The 19,180-nt window shown below is 35.3% G+C and carries 8 protein-coding genes; 4 read left to right on the plus strand and 4 right to left on the minus strand.

Features of this window, described 5'->3' with window-relative positions; all coding sequences use genetic code 11:
• Positions 1-818: 818 nt before the first annotated feature.
• The 4 genes from ABXT06_RS07735 to ABXT06_RS07750 all read left to right on the plus strand — a co-directional run bounded on the left by ABXT06_RS07735 (position 819) and on the right by ABXT06_RS07750 (position 9,319).
• On the plus strand, positions 819-4,013 hold the full coding sequence (locus tag ABXT06_RS07735) for a SusC/RagA family TonB-linked outer membrane protein (RefSeq protein WP_354590227.1): 3,195 nt from the start codon (positions 819-821) through the stop codon (positions 4,011-4,013).
• Between the two features lie 20 nt (positions 4,014-4,033).
• Complete coding sequence (locus tag ABXT06_RS07740; protein ID WP_354590228.1) at positions 4,034-5,734, plus strand: RagB/SusD family nutrient uptake outer membrane protein; 1,701 nt, start codon at positions 4,034-4,036, stop codon at positions 5,732-5,734.
• Between the two features lie 86 nt (positions 5,735-5,820).
• Positions 5,821-7,254 (plus strand): hypothetical protein, encoded by a 1,434-nt coding sequence (locus tag ABXT06_RS07745; protein WP_354590229.1) that lies wholly within the window; start codon positions 5,821-5,823, stop codon positions 7,252-7,254.
• 55 nt (positions 7,255-7,309) lie between these two features.
• Positions 7,310-9,319 carry a hypothetical protein gene (locus ABXT06_RS07750; RefSeq protein ID WP_354590230.1) on the plus strand — a complete coding sequence of 670 codons (2,010 nt, stop codon included), beginning with the start codon at positions 7,310-7,312 and terminating at the stop codon, positions 9,317-9,319.
• Between the two features lie 65 nt (positions 9,320-9,384).
• Here ABXT06_RS07750 and ABXT06_RS07755 read toward each other — a convergent pair whose 3' ends face one another.
• The 4 genes from ABXT06_RS07755 to ABXT06_RS07770 form a co-directional block, all read right to left on the minus strand.
• The gene (locus tag ABXT06_RS07755) at positions 9,385-12,312 is read right to left on the minus strand and encodes an FAD-binding and (Fe-S)-binding domain-containing protein (RefSeq protein WP_354590231.1); all 2,928 of its coding nucleotides are present in this window, start codon (positions 12,310-12,312) and stop codon (positions 9,385-9,387) included.
• Positions 12,313-12,465: 153 nt separating this feature from the next.
• Entirely contained in the window at positions 12,466-14,763 is a 2,298-nt protein-coding gene (locus tag ABXT06_RS07760; protein ID WP_354590232.1) for an aminotransferase class III-fold pyridoxal phosphate-dependent enzyme, read from the minus strand.
• 156 nt (positions 14,764-14,919) lie between these two features.
• Positions 14,920-17,055 carry a beta-galactosidase gene (locus tag ABXT06_RS07765; RefSeq protein ID WP_354590233.1) on the minus strand — a complete coding sequence of 712 codons (2,136 nt, stop codon included), beginning with the start codon at positions 17,053-17,055 and terminating at the stop codon, positions 14,920-14,922.
• Between the two features lie 45 nt (positions 17,056-17,100).
• Entirely contained in the window at positions 17,101-19,107 is a 2,007-nt protein-coding gene (locus ABXT06_RS07770) for an MGH1-like glycoside hydrolase domain-containing protein (protein ID WP_354590234.1), read from the minus strand.
• Positions 19,108-19,180: the final 73 nt, after the last annotated feature.

Here is a 19,180-nt window from a genome sequence, read left to right on the forward strand (position 1 = left end):
CGTGCATCACATTTATCAATCAAACCACGAGAAAAAATTCATTTGGTTATATCATTATAGAAACACAACTGATATAATTCACTAAGAAAAAAGGTTTTAAGCTCTAGTAGACCATTTTTAATTATGAAGAAAATGAAATCCAAAAATAGCAAAATATAATTAAATCCATATTTATAACTGTTTCTTTTATCTTTTTAAGATTACAAGAAAAACATTTTAAAAATAGACTTTTTGATAAGTTTTCTATCCTTTCTTGTGTATTCTGATATTTTATTATCTAAAAATCGCTCCGAATCGCAAAATATGAAGGTAGATAAACAAGTTTACTCCTACATATTATCATAAAAATCCAGACTGGTATGGTTGGAATGATAATGCAGCCTTAAAAAATGAAAATTATACTGCAAAAAAAAATCTGATACTATGTTAACCACTTTCAAAATCAAACTAACTGTTTTTGAGGATAAAATTTGTCTTCTATTTTCAAAAAAATGAATTTAAAAATAAAATTTACTTCAAAAAAATAAGAAAACATTTACTTATTCATAAAAACTTCGACAGTTTGAGTTTTATGCATATATTATCCACTTTATTTTTTATATTATTTTAAATGCATCATGTTTTTTACACATATCGCAAAAAACTGGTAGGTACTGGTATGTGTTGATTTAGAAACATTTATACTTTTGGATTTCACATTTGTCTTTTTTTCATTAACAATCTGCAGGAGCTCAAGGCATTTTGTTTTTCAAAAATGAAAAAAAGATAAACAACGGACCACGAGAAAATAAATCGCTAACCAACAAAAACCACTAAACATGACCAAACAAAAACCAACAAAAGATTGGCTTTCTTCTGAGACATGGAAGATTACCAAACTCACCTCAGGAGCCTTATTAGCACTTACTCTGCAAACTTCTTTTGCTGCTGAGGCAAAAGAAACAAAATTCTCCACCAAACTAAGCAGTAATCTAACTTTTACAAAGGATGAAAACGCATTATCGTTTGTAGAAAAATTAGTAAAAGGAAAAGTAACGGGTCCTCAAGGGGAACCTCTTCCTGGTGTAAATATTCTTGTTAAAGGAACAAAAATAACGACGACTACCGATTTTGATGGTAATTTTACTATTGAGGTTCCTGATTCTAATAGTATTCTTGTTTTTTCTTACACTGGCTTTTTAACAAAAGAAGTTCCCGCAGATCAAGCAACAACCATTAAGCTTGAAGAGCAGAATCAGACTTTGAACGAGGTGGTTGTTGTAGGATACGGCACCCAAAAGAAGGCTTCTACAACTGGAGCTATTGCATCCATTAAAGGAGGTGTTTTGACTCAAAATGCATCTGCAAACGTATCAAACGGAATCGCTGGACGTATGTCTGGAGTAATCGCCAATAACCGTTCTGGAAGACCTGGTGATGATAGTTCTAGCCTTTTAATTAGAGGTTTTAACTCATTTGGTGGAGGTACAAGTCCGCTTGTAGTTGTGGACGGAATTCCTGACCGTGACTTGAACAGAATTAATCCCGATGATATTGAGTCTGTAACGGTTTTGAAAGATGCGTCGGCAGCTATTTATGGGGTTCGTTCTGCAAATGGAGTAATTCTAGTAACTACTAAAAGAGGAAAAGTAGGTGCTCCAACTATTAAAGTTGACGGATCTTATGGGGTTCAGCAATTAACTAGAATGAGCGAAAGAGTTAATTCGTGGGAATACATGACGTATTACAACGAACTTAATGCTCATAAAGGGAGTACGCTTCCTTATACTCAGGCAGAAATTGACAAGTACAAAGCTGGAAACGATCCAAACTATACCAGTACAGACTGGATGAAACAAGTTTATAGAAAAGATGCTCCACAGGCCAACCTTTCTCTTTCTGTAAATGGAGGTAATGAACAGGTAAAATACTTCTTTTCTGGTCAATATTTAAATCAAGATAGTAACCTTAGATATAGTGATGAGAGATACAGACAGTTCAATTTAAGATCAAATATTGATGTCAACATTACTTCAAACTTTAAGGTAAACTTAGATATTGCTACTCGTAAAGAAGACAGAAACTATCCAGCAGTAAGCATTGGAAGCATTATGCACGAAACGGTTAGTATGTATCCTTTTATTCCTGCATATTGGAAAAACGGACTTCCATCATCAGGTATTACAAATGGTAGAAACCCAATTTTAATGTCTTCACCGGCGGCAGGTTACGATAAAGTGGTGAACTTAATTGTAAACCCAAAAATCGGATTTGAGCTGAAATTACCAAGGATAACTGAAGGATTATCTCTTAGCGGGTATGCTGCATTTGACTATAACGTTCGTAATGAAAAGAAATTCACAAAACCTTGGGATGCTTATTCGTATGACAAAACAAATGATAGTTACAACAATGTGAAAAACAGCACTAGTATTACAAGTGTAATGCAAGATGAGCGAATTGCAAATCAAAATACGTATTTCGCAAAATTAGCATACGATCGTAAATTTAACAAACATGCTGTAAATGCTTTTGTAGGATATGAACAAACTACAATGGACAAAACCCAAACGTATGCTTATAGAAGAGATTTATTGAGCGACCAATTGGATCAGATTTTTACTGGAAGCACTAAAGGACAAAATGCTACTGGCAGCGCTTATCAAGATGGTCGCGAAAGTTTCCTTGGAAGAGTGGCCTACAACTTTGATGACAAGTATTTTGCAGAAGTTTCTGCTCGTTATAACGGATCATTCAATTTCCCTTCTTCTACACGTTGGGGTATGTTTCCTGCTATAAGCGCAGGATGGAAAATATCTGAAGAACCTTTCTTTAAAAACAACATCAAATTAATTAACCAGCTTAAAATACGTGCTTCATGGGGAAGAATGGGGAATGATGATTTAAAAGAAAAAATTAATGGAGTAGAATATCTTAATCAATATCTTTTCTTAACAAGATACCAGTTAACAACAGATCAGCAACTTTACAGCTACTTCGGTTCAGATTATACGTTAAACAACAGCATCTATCTTTCTGCTACCCCAAACCCTAATATTACTTGGGAAATACAAGACTCTAAAAACATTGGATTTGATTTTGGATTCTTTGGAAATAAATTAACAGCAACTTTTGATTATTTCAGTAATAAAAGATCTGACATCTTAGCCGCAAGAAATGCTTCTGTACCATTGTACACTGGATTATCACTTCCAAAAGAAAATATTGGAAAGACCATAAATAGAGGTACTGACTGGTCTATTAATTATGCTGATAATATTAATAGTTTTAAATATAATATCGGTTTTAATTTTACTTATGCACAAAGTGAAGTATTGTTTCGCGATGAAGCAGAAAATATTCCAGCTTGGCAAAAATCGACTGGAAAAGCTATTGATTCTTGGTTAGTATATCAAACAAACGGAATTTATCGTACTCAAGCAGAAGTTGATAGTTCGCCTCATTTTGAAGGAGCAAAACCAGGAGATCTTTGGGTAAAAGATACTGACAATGATGGAAGCATCACTTCGAATGATAAAGTGAGAATTCCTCAATCTGAGACGCCAAAAATTGCTTATGGTATTCCTATAAGAGCCGAATACAAAGGTTTTTCTGTAGACATGCTTTGGACTGGTCAGGCAAAAGCAAAACAAGTAATACTTCCGCAAGCTCAAGGTGCTATTGTAGCTCCTCCAAGATGGTTGTACGACGATAGATACACAGCAGATAATCCAAATTCTAAATACCCTGTTGCATTTAATGATTCTGACCCAAGAAACAATATAGAAGCTGACTTTTGGTTAAAAGACGCCTCATTCTTTAGATTAAAATCATTAGAGATTTCATACACATTGCCTGAAAAAATGCTATCTAAATTCGGAATATTAAATACGAGATTTTATGCGGGAGGAACCAATTTGTTTTCTATAGATCATATGAAACAATACAATTTAGATCCTGAAACAAATAATAAAACAGGCGTAATTTATCCACAGACCCGTATTTACAGAATCGGTGTAAGCATTGAACTATAACAAGGTAAAAAGATCAAGACATGAAAAATTATAAAATCAATAAACTAATAAATATAAAAAAGAAGGCACTTATCGTTGCTTCTCTTTTTATTGCTGTTGCTGCTGTAACATCCTGTAGTGAAGATCCTTTAGATAAAGTTCCTTTGGACTCTTACACTGATGAAAACGTATGGAATGACTTAAAACTTACAGAAGCTTTTGCTAATAATCTTTACACAGTATTGCCAAGCACCCAACACAACTGGAACGACAGAACAAACCGAAGCTGGATCTTATCTACTGCGTGTGATGAAGCATTTAATAATTTTAATGATTATGATGTGTGGAATCTTAATTCTGGAGCTATTACTCCAGACAATGCAGGAGACTTCAATACTTGGAAGCCTACTTATGCCACAATTCAAAATTGTAATATCTTTTTGTCCCGAATTGATAATGTACCAGGAGATGATGCTTGGAGAAACAGATTGAAAGGTGAAGTACTTTTCTTAAGAGCTTATGCATACTTTAAACTAATTAATGATTACGGAGGAGTTCCTCTTATTACTAAACCTTTTGAGCTTAATAGTGATTTTAAAGTAGATCGCAGTTCTTATGACCAATGCATTGATTTTATTGTTGGAGAATTGGACAAAGCGGCCGATTTACTTCCTTTAACACCTAAAGATCTTGGAAGAGTTACAAAAGGTGCTGCACTTGCTATTAAATCTAGAACACTGCTTTATGCGGCAAGTCCGCAATGGAATCCTTCTAATGATTTGACAAAATGGAAAAAAGCATCAGATGCTGCAAAAGCCGTTATGGATTTAAATATATATTCGCTTTACGATAAAAAATATGAAGATCTTTTTACTACAAACAATTCAGAAGTAATCTTCTCTCGTTTGTCTAGCAAAGATCCGCAATGGAGCGCTTTTAATGGTGTAGAAATGTTTAATTCGCCAAGCGGTTTTCACGGATGGGCCAATTTTGCTCCTAGCCAAAGCCATATCGATGCTTACGGAACAGCTGACGGAAAAGACATTACCGATCCAACATCTGGTTATGATCCTCAAAAGCCTTATGTAAACAGAGATCCACGTTTTTACAAAAATATCGTATATGATGGACGTGCTTACGGAAAACCTGAGTTCTTCCAAGATCGTTATGATGCAGGAAGCTCAAACAAAGCTGAATTCTACGAAGGCGGTTTAGATTCTCCGCAAGGATGGGATACTTGGAACGCCAGTAAAACACGTTACACTTTCCGTAAATATTGCGATACTACATACAATTATAATAATGAAACGCAAACTAATAAAGCTTGGATTATTTCTCGTTTAGGAGAAATCTATCTAAACTATGCTGAATCAGAATTTAAATTGGGACACGAAGGAACTGCAATTCAATATCTTAATTTATTAAGACAACGCGCAGGAATTACAAATCCTTTGACAGGTTTAACGGGAACAGCTTTAGAAAATAAAATCCGTAATGAGAGACAAGTAGAATTATGTCTTGAAGGTTTCCGTTACTACGATGTACGCCGTTGGAAAATAGCCGAAGAAACTGAAAACAAACCTTTAATGGGAGTAATTATTACTAAAAATAATGATGGCTCTAAAACTTACACCTACTCTAAAGTTCAGGAAAGGATTTTCAAACCGCAACATTATCTGCTTCCTATACCGAGAGATGAAATTAATAGAACGGGTTTACCCCAAAACCCGGGTTATAATTAATTATAACCAATTAAGCAAACCCATCTAGGGGGATGGGTTTGCTTTTAAAATGTATTCAAACCAAAATCCAAATCGAAAATAGCTTTATGAAAAATCATTTTTTAGTTTTACTGGCTCATTGCTGTTTCTTTTTGAATGCGTTTAGTCAAGAAACTGTTACTTTCAAATCTTCAAATGCTGCACTTCAGCTTGCTTTTGAGCGCGCCAAAAGTATGGCTTTGAGTTATAAAGGAGATTCTAACGATCCGGTTGGTCCATGGTATGAAGCAGCTCTTCCTTCTCGATCTGCATTTTGCATGCGCGACGTATCGCATCAGAGCATAGGCGCAGAAATCCTTGGACTGAATAAGGAAAATAAAAATATGCTTTCACTATTTGCTAAAAACATTTCAGAAAGTAAAGACTGGTGCTCGTATTGGGAAATCAATAAATACGGAAAACCAGCTCCCGAAGATTATAGAAATGACAAAGAATTTTGGTACAATCTGAATAGCAATTTTGATGTCATATTTGCTTGTTGGAGATTATATTTATGGACAGGTGATGAAGACTATATAAAAAATCCTGAGTTTGAAAATTTCTTCGAAAAATCATCAACTGCATATATAGAACGTTGGTCTTTGGAAGTTGATTCGTTATTAACTAGACCAGAATTTGTAAACCCTCCTTCTCCATTCAATATCAAAGACGATTTTCATAAATGCCGCGGACTGGCTTCTTATTCTGAAGGCATTCCAGGTCTAAAAATGGGGGTCGATCTGGTTGCAGCAATTTATAGAGGATTACTTACCTACTCTTCTATTTTAAAAGAAAAAGGGCAATTTGAAAAAGCAGCATTCTTTGAGAAAAAAGCAATAAAGTATCAAGAGCAGATAGAACAAATCTGGTGGGATCAAAATGCATCGGCCTACAATGTAATTTATACAGCCGACAGTAAATTCAGCAAAGATTTTGGCGAACTATTTTTATTATGGTTCGATGCTTTAACAAATACAGACAGAACCGAAAAAACAATTAAGAACATTCTTTCTGCAAAAAGCAATGTAGAAAACGCTTCTTATCTTCCTTTTCTATTATATAAATATGGCTACGAAGATAAAGCATACGAATACATTTTACACTTAACCGCACCTGAAACCAAAAGAAGAGAATATCCAGAAGTTTCATACGGCGTAATTGAAGGCATCATACACGGTTATATGGGAATAGAGCCAGATGCATCAAAAAAAACAATAAAAACCGTAAATCGAGGAAAAAAAGATAGCATTTCTGAGGTCGACAATTTACCCGTGTTACAGACAACATTAGCTGTGCAACACAAAAACCAAACAACAACACTACACAACAAAGGCGAAAATTTTATAGAATGGAAAGCTATGTTTACTGGAAATTATAATTCTATTTTTATAAATGATAAAAAAGCTGCCGTAATTCATGAAAAGGACAACAAGGGAAATCCCTACACTGCTATTACAATTCGTGTGAATCCTGGACAAAAAATAACGGCAGCCTTTCGCTAAAACAACTCGTCCAGCGTACTACTAATACAATGGACACAATTTAAAAATAAACGCTATGAAGATATCTTCTAGAAAAAAACTTAAACCTATTTTATTTGTCCTTATTGCATTCTGCTTTATTACAAATACAGCATTTTCACAAAACGACCAACGTTGGCAAATTAATACCGACGGTTCCATTTCTTGGCAAATAAACAATACAATTCCGCATGATGATCACATCGAAATGAGCGGTAAAAGAATCTCATGCGTTTTAAGATACGGCGTGGCAGCAGATGGTTCATTTCATGCTACACGCAGTTTGATTTGGCCAATGCTGAGAACTATTCCGAATAATACGCATGCTAGTTTAACGCGTCAGTTTGCACAGGATGCTTTTGATCTTGTTACTGTAAATTACAAACCAATTTCAGCAGAAAAAACAATCTCGCTGACTCTTAACGGAACATTATTAGTTAAAAGCAAGACAGACAAACTTGAACTTACAAGACAGTTTTTTCCTTCTACAGCTTTATCGGTTTACAATGAAATTTACACCATTAAAAATAGCTCAGATAAAAACTGTATTGTAGAGATTCCAAAATCGAATGCGGTTTATACCACAGATCCTGCAAAAGGAACTCAAGGCAGTTACACTATACACGCAGATCTTATTAATAATGGAAGTTTTAATCTGAAACCAAATGAAACGGTTAGTTTTTCTGTTATCTATTCAGGCGTTAAAGCAAACGAAACAGTTCCTGCTGTAAATGCTGAAGAAGAAAAAACTAAACGTCTAGAATTGATTAGCGAAATATGGAGCAAATTGATTCTGGAAACACCAGATCAGGTTTTGAATACTGAATTTGCCTTCGCCAAAATCAGAGCGGCAGAAAGTATTTTTGAAACCAAAGGCGGTCCAATGCACGGCCCAGGTGGAGAATCATATTATGCAGCCATTTGGGCAAATGATCAAGCTGAATATGTTGGTCCGTTTTTTCCTTATTTAGGATATGAATATGGCAATCAGGCTTCTCTAAATGCCTATCTTCAGTTTGCAAAATTCATGAACAAAGAATACAAACCTATTCCGAGTTCTATTGTCGCAGAAGGAACAGATATTTGGGCAGGCGCAGGAGATCGCGGTGATGGTGCCATGATTGCTTACGGAGCTGCTCGTTACGCGCTTTCGAGAGGAAATGCAGACGAAGCAAAACAATTATGGCCATTGATCGAATGGTGTTTAGAATACTGTCATAGAAAAATAAATTCTGATGGGGTTGTTACTTCTGATTCTGATGAACTTGAAGGACGTCTTCCGGCTGGAAAAGCCAATCTTAATACTTCTTCTTTATATTATGATGCCTTAAATTCTGCTGTTTATCTAGGTAAAGTTTTAGGGAAAAATGAAATACAGCTGAAAGAATATAAAGCCGAAGCTGAAAAATTGAGAACAGCTATAGAAAAGTATTTTGGAGCTAAAGTAGAAGGTTTTGAAACTTATAAATACTACAAAGAAAATGATGTTTTAAGAGCTTGGATTTGCACGCCACTTACAATGGGCATTTATGACCGAAAAGACGGAACTATAGACGCATTATTTTCTTCTAGACTATGGACTAAAGATGGTCTTGCAAGCATTGCTGGAGACAAAATATTCTGGGATCGTTCTACTTTGTATGCTTTAAGAGGAGTTCTAGCCGCAGGCGAAACAGACAAAGCGCTAGATTTCTTGCATTATTATTCTAATCGACGTTTATTAGGAGATCACGTTCCTTATCCTGTAGAAGCATATCCAGAAGGCGATCAGCGCCATCTTTCGGCTGAAAGCGGTTTGTATTGCCGAATTTTTACAGAAGGATTATTTGGTATTCGTCCAACAGGCTTGCACAGTTTCGATTTTACGCCAAGACTTCCTAAATCATGGTCTAATATGAAACTGAAAGGCATTCATGTTTTTGAACGCGATTTTGATATTACAGTTGAAAGAGCTGGTAAAAACCTAAAGTTAAAAATAACTGACGGTAAAAAACTTTCAATCAACAAGGTCATCAAAGATGGCAATACAATAAATATTGAGTTATAATTTTTTTTTTGAATTATTGTTTTTTGATACAAGCCTCCAAAATATATTTTGGAGGTTTGTTTTTTTTATTTCAAAGCCTTAAACAATATTTCTACCGGATGCAACGCCTTTCGTCTTGTGCCATCTGCAATTTGATGTCTACAACTTGTTCCTGAAGCAGAAATTAATGTCGCACTTTCTTCTGCCCTAATTGTTGGAAATAAAACCAGTTCTCCAATTTTCATCGAAATATCATAATGCTCTTTTTCATAACCAAACGAACCGGCCATACCACAACAGCCACTTGGAATATTTAAAACAGTATAGTTCTGTGGTAATGAAAGTATCTTTTTAAGCGGAACTAAAGACGATAAACTTTTTTGAAAACAATGTCCATGCATACGCACTCTTTCTGTTTGGTTTGTAAAACTATTAGATGTAATTCGTCCTAGATCCAATTCTTGGGCTAAAAATTCTTCTATTAGAAAAGTTCTAGTTGCCGCTTTTTTTGCTTTTTCTTTTAAATCTCCACGGCATAAATCAGGATATTCATCACGAAAAGTTAATATAGCCGAAGGTTCAATTCCGATAAAAATACCATCATTTGGAATCGCTTTTTCGAAATCCCTGATATTCTGTTCTGCAATTTCTCGGGCTTCTTTCAGCATTCCTTTTGACAAATACGTTCTTCCACTAATTCCAATTTTAGGAACTAGAACTTTATAACCTAATCTATTTAAAAGTTTTACAGCTGCCTGCCCTATTTCAACATCATAATAGTTAAGAAATTCGTCATTATACAAATACACATTTCCGTTTGAAAAATTGCCTATCTGTTTATAGCTTTTTATCCATTTAGCAAACGTAATTTTATGCATTAAAGGCAATTGTCTTTCTACGGCAAAACCAGTACTTTTTTTAATCCAATTCCCAAGAAATCCTTTAGCAGATAAATTATACAGCCACGGAACTGAAGCAAATAATTCATTGATTTTTGGTGTATTTCCAATAAGTTTAGATCTAAATTTTACGCCATTTTTATCATGAAACTGTTGCAATGTTTCAGCTTTCAGTTTTGCCATATCCACATTTGAAGGACATTCAGACTTACAGCCTTTACAGCTTAAACATAAATCCAAAACCTCCAGCAGATTTTCGTCATCAAATCGATTTGCTTTTACTGAGTTTGTTATGGTTTCTCTCAGCATATTGGCACGAGCTCGAGTCGTATGTTTTTCGTCTCGTGTAGCCATATAACTCGGACACATTGTACCGCCACTTTTCTCTGTTTTTCTGCAATCTCCAGATCCGTTGCACATTTCTGCTGCGCGAAGGATTCCGTTATTTTCCGAAAAGTCAAAATATGTTTCAGGCATCGGCGTATCTTGTCCTGCCGTATATCGCAGACTCGTATCCATAGGAGGAGTATTCACGATTTTCCCAGGATTAAAAACTCCCCACGGATCCCAGACCTTCTTCACTTGAACAAATAATTGATAAATTTCATTTCCCAACATTAGCGGAATAAATTCACCTCTAAGCCTTCCATCTCCATGTTCTCCACTCAATGAACCTTTGTATTTTTTTACCAAATGTGCAATATCAGTTGCAATTGTTCTAAAAAGTACAGTTCCTTCATGGGTTTTTAGATCTATAATCGGACGTAAATGCAATTCACCTGTAGCAGCATGCGCGTAATGCACACAATTTAGGTTTCTATCTTTTAGAATAGCATTAAAATCTTCTATAAAATCAGGCAAATCATTAACATCAACAGCTGTGTCTTCAATTACAGCAACTGCTTTAGCATCTCCCGGAATATTAGATAATAAGCCTAACCCTGCTTTTCTTAATGCCCATACTTTATTGGTATCTTCACCATAAACAATCGGGAAATGATATCCAAGATTTTTAGAACGCATTAGCGCTTCCATCTCTTTTGCAATACTATCAATTTCTTCTTGTGAGTCTCTTAAAAATTCGACAGCCAAAATAGCTTGAGGATCGCCTTTTACAAAAAAACGATTCTTGTTTTGTTCGATATTTTCTTTGGTGCATTCCAGAATATAATGGTCAATTAATTCAACACTATCTGGATTAAATTTCAACGCTTCAATATTGGCTTTTAAAGATTCATGAATACTTTCAAAATGCACGCAGACCAGAGCCGAATACGGTTTTAAGGCATCAACCAAGTTTAGTTTTATAGCCGTAGAAAAAAACAATGTTCCTTCAGAGCCTGCAATCAGTTTACAGAAGTTAAACTTTTCATCAGAATTATCAAATGGACTGCTGTCTGCCAATAAATCTAAAGCATATCCTGTATTTCTTCTCGGAATTGATTTCTTAGGAAAATTAGCCTCGAATAAGCTTCTATTGTGCTCAGACGATAATATCTCTTTAGCTTGCAGATAAATTGCTTGTTCGAGTTCGCTTACAACATTAATTCCATTACATTTATCTTCAAACTCGGCATTAGTCAACGAACCAAAAACAACTTCATTTCCGTCTGCTAAAAACCCTTGTATTTCGACTACATGTTCGCGGGTTGATCCATACACAACAGATCGTGCTCCACAGGCATTGTTTCCTACCATTCCGCCAATCATGCAACGATTGCTGGTAGAAGTTTCTGGTCCAAAAAAAAGTTTATATGGTTTTAAATGAAGATTCAATTCATCACGAATAACACCAGGTTCTACCCAAGCCGACTTTTCTTCCTGATTTACCGCAATAATTTTAGTAAACTCTTGCGAAATATCAACCACAATTCCGTTTCCAACCACTTGTCCAGCCAGAGAAGTTCCAGCCGCACGAGGAATTATACTGCTATTGTTTTCTTTTGCAAAAGCAATAATTTTCTGAATATCTTCTTTAGTTTTCGGAATAGCTACAGCCAAAGGCATTTCTTTGTATGCGCTTGCATCTGTTGCGTAAAGCAGACGCATGGTATGATCGTAAAATAACTTTCCTTCTAATTGCTTCTCTAAATTGGCAAGTTTATTATCATTCATTTTTTTACTTTATTGTATACAAATCCACTTCTATCAAAAATGATAAAAGTGAAAAGCTGTCGCTAATTTTGGTTTACTTAAATCGTTGTGCAGAATTAATTGAAAGCTTCCGCCGTTTTGCAGCGGAAGACTTTTTATTTTAAGGGAAAGGTTTTATAATTCGCTTAATGCAATGTCTAATAACTCAACCATTTCATCAGCATTTTGTTTATTAAACGGCATTGGCGGTTTTATTTTTAGAACATTATGCAGAGGTCCGTCTGTACTTAACAAATAACCTTTGGCTTTCAGTTTTTCAACTACAATATCAATCTCAGGAATCGCAGGTTCCATCGTAATTCTATCTTTTACCATTTCTGCTCCAATAAATAATCCGTGTCCACGAACATCACTGATAATAGGATATTTAGCCATCAAACCTTTTAATCCATTCATCAGATAATTTCCAGTTTCCAGAGCATGCTGCTGCATTTCTTCTTGCTGAATTACATCTAAAACAGCTAATCCGGTAGCCATAGAAACAGGATTACCCCCAAAAGTATTAAAGTATTCCAAGCCATTATTGAAAGATTCAGCAATCTCCTCTGTTACTATTACAGCTGCAAGCGGATGCCCGTTCCCAATTGGTTTTCCTAAGACAACAATATCTGGCACTACATTCTGTAATTCGAATCCCCAGAAATGATCTCCAATTCTTCCAAATCCAACCTGAACTTCATCTGCAATGCAAACACCTCCTGCTGCACGAACGTAGTCGTAAACAGTTTTTAAATAATTTTCTGGCAACGGAATCTGACCACCAACTCCCAGTAAAGTTTCACAGATAAAAACTGCGGGCGCTTTATCTTCTTTTTTTAAGTCTACGATAATTCGCTGTACATCTGCAGCATATTTTTCTCCTGCTAATGCATCGCCATATTTATAAGGACCGCGATACAAATCTGGATTTATGGCTTTATGAATCCATGGCATTTGCCCAGAGCCTCCTTTACTGTCAAATTTATACGGACTCATTTCCATTGCTACGGTCGAAGTTCCGTGATAAGCGTGATCCAATACAATAATATCTTTTTGTTTGGTATAATGACGGCTCATGCGAATTGCCAAATCATTGGCTTCACTCCCAGAATTGACAAAATAACAAACGCTTAATTTTTCTGGTAAAGTTGATGTCAGCTTTTGTGCATAATCGGTTATGGCATCATTCAAATATCTGGTATTTGTATTTAAAGTCGCTATTTGATGCTGCATTTTTCTTACCACAACCGGATGACAATGTCCAACATGCGAAGGATTATTTACACAGTCAACAAAAGTTCTCCCTTTGTCATCATACAAATATTGCAAAGCTCCTTTTACAATTTTAAGTTTGTCTTTGTAGCCAATACTTAGATTTCGTCCTATTTTCTGTTTTCTAATTTCAAGAAGTTCTGAATAATCATCATTATTAATTAATCCTTCAAAACCGCAAGCTTTTCTAAAGGCATCTTGAGCCTTTATTGGATTAATTTTTATCAATTTATAAAGCAAATCCCAAGCTGGTTTTTCGGTCACAAAATGATGCTCGTTGTTACTATCCAATGAAGCGTTATAAGCAGATTGTGTCACACTAATGCAAAGTCTTCCAGCAATTAAATAATACAATAAATCCAATTCCTGTTCTGTAAGTGCATACGAATTATGGTAGCCTTTGACAATTGTTGCAGCTACGCTCAATGGATCTTCTTCGTCAAGCATTGCATATACACAGCCAATAGCCAGATTATTGATTAAAGCGGTGTAAACCATATCACCAAAATCAATTAATCCGCTAATGCGATTGTCTCTTACTAAAACATTATAATCGTTGGCGTCATTATGTATATACGCATGTCTCAGTTTGTGCAATTGCGGCAATACTTCTGTATCAAACTGCAATAAAAAATAGCCCGCAATACGTCTTCTTTCGTGATTTAGAATATACTTTAAATTATCTCCCGCTTCACTGGCACGGCTAATATCCCAAGTATAATTGCGATGCATTGCCGGATGTGAAAAATTGGCAAGCTCAGCATCCAAATTGCCTAAAAATGAACCTAAATTGTAATGCAGTTCACTGTTTTTGTTCTTTTCGTCTACCCAAAAAGTACCTTCCAAAAAGTTGAGAATTCTAATATGATAAGTTTGAGAATCTATCGTAATCTCTGTTAGCCCTTCTCCTTTTTTATTTGGACAGAAATGCTGAAAACAATCTGAAATTGCACTATTGCCAAGATGTCTCAAAATAGAAGCCTGCGCCTTTAAAAATGGAAACGAATGACTTTCATTTGATACTTTGAGGATGTACTTTTCATTTTTATCATCGGATAAAAGAAAGTTCAATTCATCATATCCATTTAATGCTTTTACGGTTACGTTTAATCCGTAATGTTCTTTTACTAAGTCCTGAATAACTGCTTCTGAAAAAATCATTGCTATTCTATTAAATTGTTTATTTTCTATTTACGTTATCCTGCAAGGTCTTTTTCTGACCTTGTAGGTATTTGAACATATTCCGTAAAATCTACGATATTTTCTTTATTATAAACACCTACAAGGTTTTGAAAACCTTGCAGGAGCGCTATATGATTATTTCCAAATAACAGCTTGAGCCGGTTCTAATGGATTTTTTCCCACTAATATTTTACTTCCAGCAGGAATTGGCAGATTTATAGTTTCATTGGTATAATTTACACCCACATAAAAACCATCACGCCATTCTACATAAACCCCTTTTGGAAAATCTTCAATAGCCACTTTTGCACGTTCGTAAACTGTTCTTACCACTTGTCTTTCCAGATTTCCATCTTTACTTTCAGCTCCGATATAGGTAACAGTTCCTTTTCCAAGTTTTCTGGTAATCGACGCCGCTTTGCCTTTATAAAACTGATCAGCGTAAGAAGCTAAAACTTCAGTTCCTTGTTTCGGATTTAAAACATCTGCCCAAACATTCCATTTATAGGTATTGTTTCCTGCAGTTATTGTTCCGTTCACATCTTCAACCAACATATCAAAAAACTCAACGTCAGCTCCGATTAAAGGCACGATTGGTCCGCTCCAATTGGCTTCGAAGAAATGACCGTTTCTATCCTTCTGTCCTGTACGGCATGAAAGAATTAAATTTCCGCCATTTTCAACATATTTCGTCCATTTGTCTACCAGTTTTTGATCAATTAATTGATACGCTGGTGCAACAATAAACGGATAAGCTGAAAAATCGCTTTCTTCTGTAATAAAATCCATTGGCGCACCAGTCGATTTTATTGCTGAAGTGTAGGTATTTCTATGTCTCCAAGTACTCCAGAATTCGGTCTGTTTTTGGTTTTCTAAATCCCACAGATTTTCGTGGCTCCATAAAAATCCCGTTTTTCTTTTTGCAATTTCCTGCGGAATTACTGCTTTTGGATTATATTCTTTACGAAGCAATTTCATGTCTTCAATTGACTGAACAAACTCTTTTCCTCCCGTTGTTAACGTCACGCCATCTGTACCAACAATTCCGTCGTGATACATTTCGCTGCTTCCAAGCGGATGTCTGTATCTATACGTACAAGTAAAAGAACAGCCGCCACCAAAAGCCTGAGAAATCCACATATGAACCGTTCCTGGAAGAAGCTGCGGATTAATACTTGCCCAATTTACTTGTCCTGGCTGCATTTCCATTACTCCAGTAACGCCATTTATAGATCTGTAATAATCATTTGCTTCGGAAATTTTATTAGGATGTCCCATTCTAAAATTTTGTCCGCCTAAATTGTTTCTGCCACTTACTGGGTACATCGTATAGGTTACAAAATCCATTTTATCTGTTTTTCTTGGATCAGCACCGTAAACTACATTGGTATAATTTGTAGTAATCCACTGTTTTGGGTCGATATGCTTTCTAAGTATTTCAGCTTGTAAATTCAAATACTCAGCTTGAGAATCTGCTGTGTATCTTTTGAAATCTAAAATAGCATGCGGACTTAGTTTGTCTTCAAAATAAATCTCTGCATTTGGAATCGCAATCTGTTCAAAATTATTGTATCTAATGCTCCAGAAACTCGCTACCCACTCCGCATTTAATTTTTCGATTGTACCATATTTTGCTTTAAGCCATTTCTGAAATCCCTTTTGTGCTGATGGACTAAAATCGTCTGGTGCACCTGGTTCATTATCAACCTGCCAGCCAATAACGTTTTTGTTGTTACCGTATCTTTTTGCCAATTCAGTAACAATTTTGGCAACAAATTCTCTGTATTTTTCATTTGAAACCGATTGGTTTGCTCTGTTCCCATGCTCTCTGCGTCTTCCGCTTGCATCTACTAAATAGATTTCAGGATACTTTTCTCCCATCCATGCTGGCGGAGTTGGCGTCGGCGTGCACATAATAACTTTCAAACCTTGTTTTTCGGCAATTGCCAATGCATCGTCCAGCCATTTAAAATCATACTTTCCTTCTTCTGGTTCCATAAAAGTCCACGCAAACTCAGCAAAGTGCGTAAACTCAAAACCTAGTTTTTTAATATTTTTTAAATCACGCTCCCATTGTTCTCTTGGCCATTGCTCTGGATAATAATAAACTCCAATCTGCATTAAATCAGGCTTTGAGAAAAATCGCTGCGGATTTTTATTTTCTGAAACAGTATTCTTTTTATTTTGGGCAAAAAGAGGCGTTGAATGGCAACTTGCAATAAGCAATCCTGCCGTTATTATTTTTGTGAAAGATATATTGTGGTTAAACATAGTTAGTTGTTGTGTTCGTTATTAAATTGAATAGTTAAATTCAAATTATTTATCTTCTAAAAGTAGCATTAAATAGTGTGAAGCCGACCAGCTAAAGTTAAAAGCTTCTAATCCTTTTCCGGTTACAGGCTGATAGTTTTCTCTTATCGTAGTGCCTTTATCTAAAGCGCCTTCTGCGTTATGCATCAGTTTATGTGCCAGTTCATTTGCTTCTTTTGTGTAACCGTATTTTTCCAATCCATTAATACCAAAATAACTTTGGTCAAGCCAAATTGGTCCTCTCCAGTATCCTCCTTCTGGTTTAAACTTTGGATGATTGGCAGCCAATGTTGGTAAAGGCACAAAAGTGTTCAGACTAGCGGGATCAATCATATTATTTTTTGCTGATTTGGCTTGTTCTGCAGTAGCAACTTCTGCCCAAATCGGACAATATCCTTCACATCCCATTGCTTTTATCAATGTTTTGCCGTCAATTGTTGTGTCATAAAACCAGCCTGTCGCTCCATCCCAAAATTGCTTTTGAATTTTCAGTTTTAATGTATCACTTTCGTCTTTCCATTTTTTAGCTTCTTCCGTTAATTTTAAAACGGTTGCCATTTTACTTAGATAATTTTTCTCCGCAAATAAAAATGAATTCAAATCAACGCTTTCCTGATCTAACGAATATGCTTTTTCGCCATTTTTCAAGATTTTGCTATCATCAAAACGGACAGCATTATCCATTCCGCTTTCCCATTTTGCTGCAATTACAGTCCCATCTGTCGAACCAAATTCGCATAATCCATCCTGATCGTGATCACGTTCTTTGTACCACCAATTGTGATATAATTTAAGCTTTGGATAAAACTCTTTTATAAAATCAGCATCTTTCGTTTTTTCATAAATCTTCCAAATTGCCCAAGCTGCAAGCGGTGCTTTTGTATTTCGGTAATTGTTTTCTTCAAGAAGATTATTTCTATAAATACAATCCGGAATAAAACCATTTGGATCCTGATAATCGAACAAAGCGCGCATTTGATTTTTGGCTAATTCGGTATCATAATTCGCTACTGCAACGGCATGTTTCCAGCTGTCCCAAGCCCAAAAACCGTGAAACCATTCGTAATTATAACTCGGGAAAAGGCCTCCATGTTTTAATCCTTCTGCTGCAATTCTTGTATTGTTTTGTAAAGTCAATACCAATTTTGCTGCAAAATCTGAATAAATCTGATCTTTGTAAATATTTTTCTTTTTGGCAATAAGATCTGCAAACAGTTTTTCTTTTTCTTTTTGTGTGTTGTTTAACAGTGTAGTAAATACCGTTTTTTGTATAGTTTCATTTTCTGTTTTCCAAGAATATTGTGGAAAAATAAAACTTTGCGAAACTATAATTTCTTTGGTTTCATTTGGTTTTAAAACCAATTTTTCTGTCTGTGCTTTGAATCCTTGTTTTACAATTTCAATCTCAGGATTTGATTTTAAAAACTGAATATATCCTACAGCAGTACTTTTTGTAGAAACAATTTTTAAAGTGTTTTTTTCATTAGATAATTGTAAATCCTCTAAAAAAAGAGACGCATTATAAGAAGGAAAAATAGTGATTGTTTTTGCCGTTTTATTGGTAATGCTTGTTTTTTGCAAAGCCGAATGGCCTGATAAAAATACCAATTGCTGTTTTACTTCTAATTTGTCATTTTTAAACTGCTGTTCTAAATGGCTGTTGAAACTGTTTTGTGCAACCAATGAACTTTTCCAGTTGATTACTTCCTGTTTGTTTTCGTCTTTTAGTTCAAGCGAAACAAATGACGAACTTAACCAAACTCCATTTTGTTCTGTCATCAAAAAAGGTCCTGAAAATCCTGCTTGAACATTTGAACCTTCTAAAAATCCAAATGCAAACCACGCACCTTTATCAGAGAATGCTAATGGTTTTCTGTCGGTTGCGTTTGCTGGATTTCCTTTATAATTGATACTGTTTTTAGCAGATTCTAAGTTTGGGAAGCTTTTTTGAGACCAACCTGATTGTATTAGAAAGAGGGATGAAAGAATAAAAAGTATTTTCTTTTTGCTCATGTTGTGTCATTTTTGTGTTGTGTTGTTATATAGCAATAGGTCAGCCCATTTTACTGAGCAGACCAATATCTTT

Source organism: Flavobacterium sp. UW10123 (assembly GCF_040538975.1).
Lineage (GTDB): Bacteria > Bacteroidota > Bacteroidia > Flavobacteriales > Flavobacteriaceae > Flavobacterium.

Excerpts from the sequence above, each read along its gene's own strand:
- ABXT06_RS07735 (WP_354590227.1), top strand. The coding sequence starts at position 819 with ATGACCAAACAAAAACCAACAAAAGATTGGCTTTCTTCTGAGACATGG.
- ABXT06_RS07740 (WP_354590228.1), top strand. The coding sequence starts at position 4,034 with ATGAAAAATTATAAAATCAATAAACTAATAAATATAAAAAAGAAGGCA.
- ABXT06_RS07745 (WP_354590229.1), top strand. The coding sequence starts at position 5,821 with ATGAAAAATCATTTTTTAGTTTTACTGGCTCATTGCTGTTTCTTTTTG.
- ABXT06_RS07750 (WP_354590230.1), top strand. The coding sequence starts at position 7,310 with ATGAAGATATCTTCTAGAAAAAAACTTAAACCTATTTTATTTGTCCTT.
- ABXT06_RS07755 (WP_354590231.1), bottom strand. The coding sequence starts at position 12,312 with ATGAATGATAATAAACTTGCCAATTTAGAGAAGCAATTAGAAGGAAAG.
- ABXT06_RS07760 (WP_354590232.1), bottom strand. The coding sequence starts at position 14,763 with ATGATTTTTTCAGAAGCAGTTATTCAGGACTTAGTAAAAGAACATTAC.
- ABXT06_RS07765 (WP_354590233.1), bottom strand. The coding sequence starts at position 17,055 with ATGTTTAACCACAATATATCTTTCACAAAAATAATAACGGCAGGATTG.
- ABXT06_RS07770 (WP_354590234.1), bottom strand. The coding sequence starts at position 19,107 with ATGAGCAAAAAGAAAATACTTTTTATTCTTTCATCCCTCTTTCTAATA.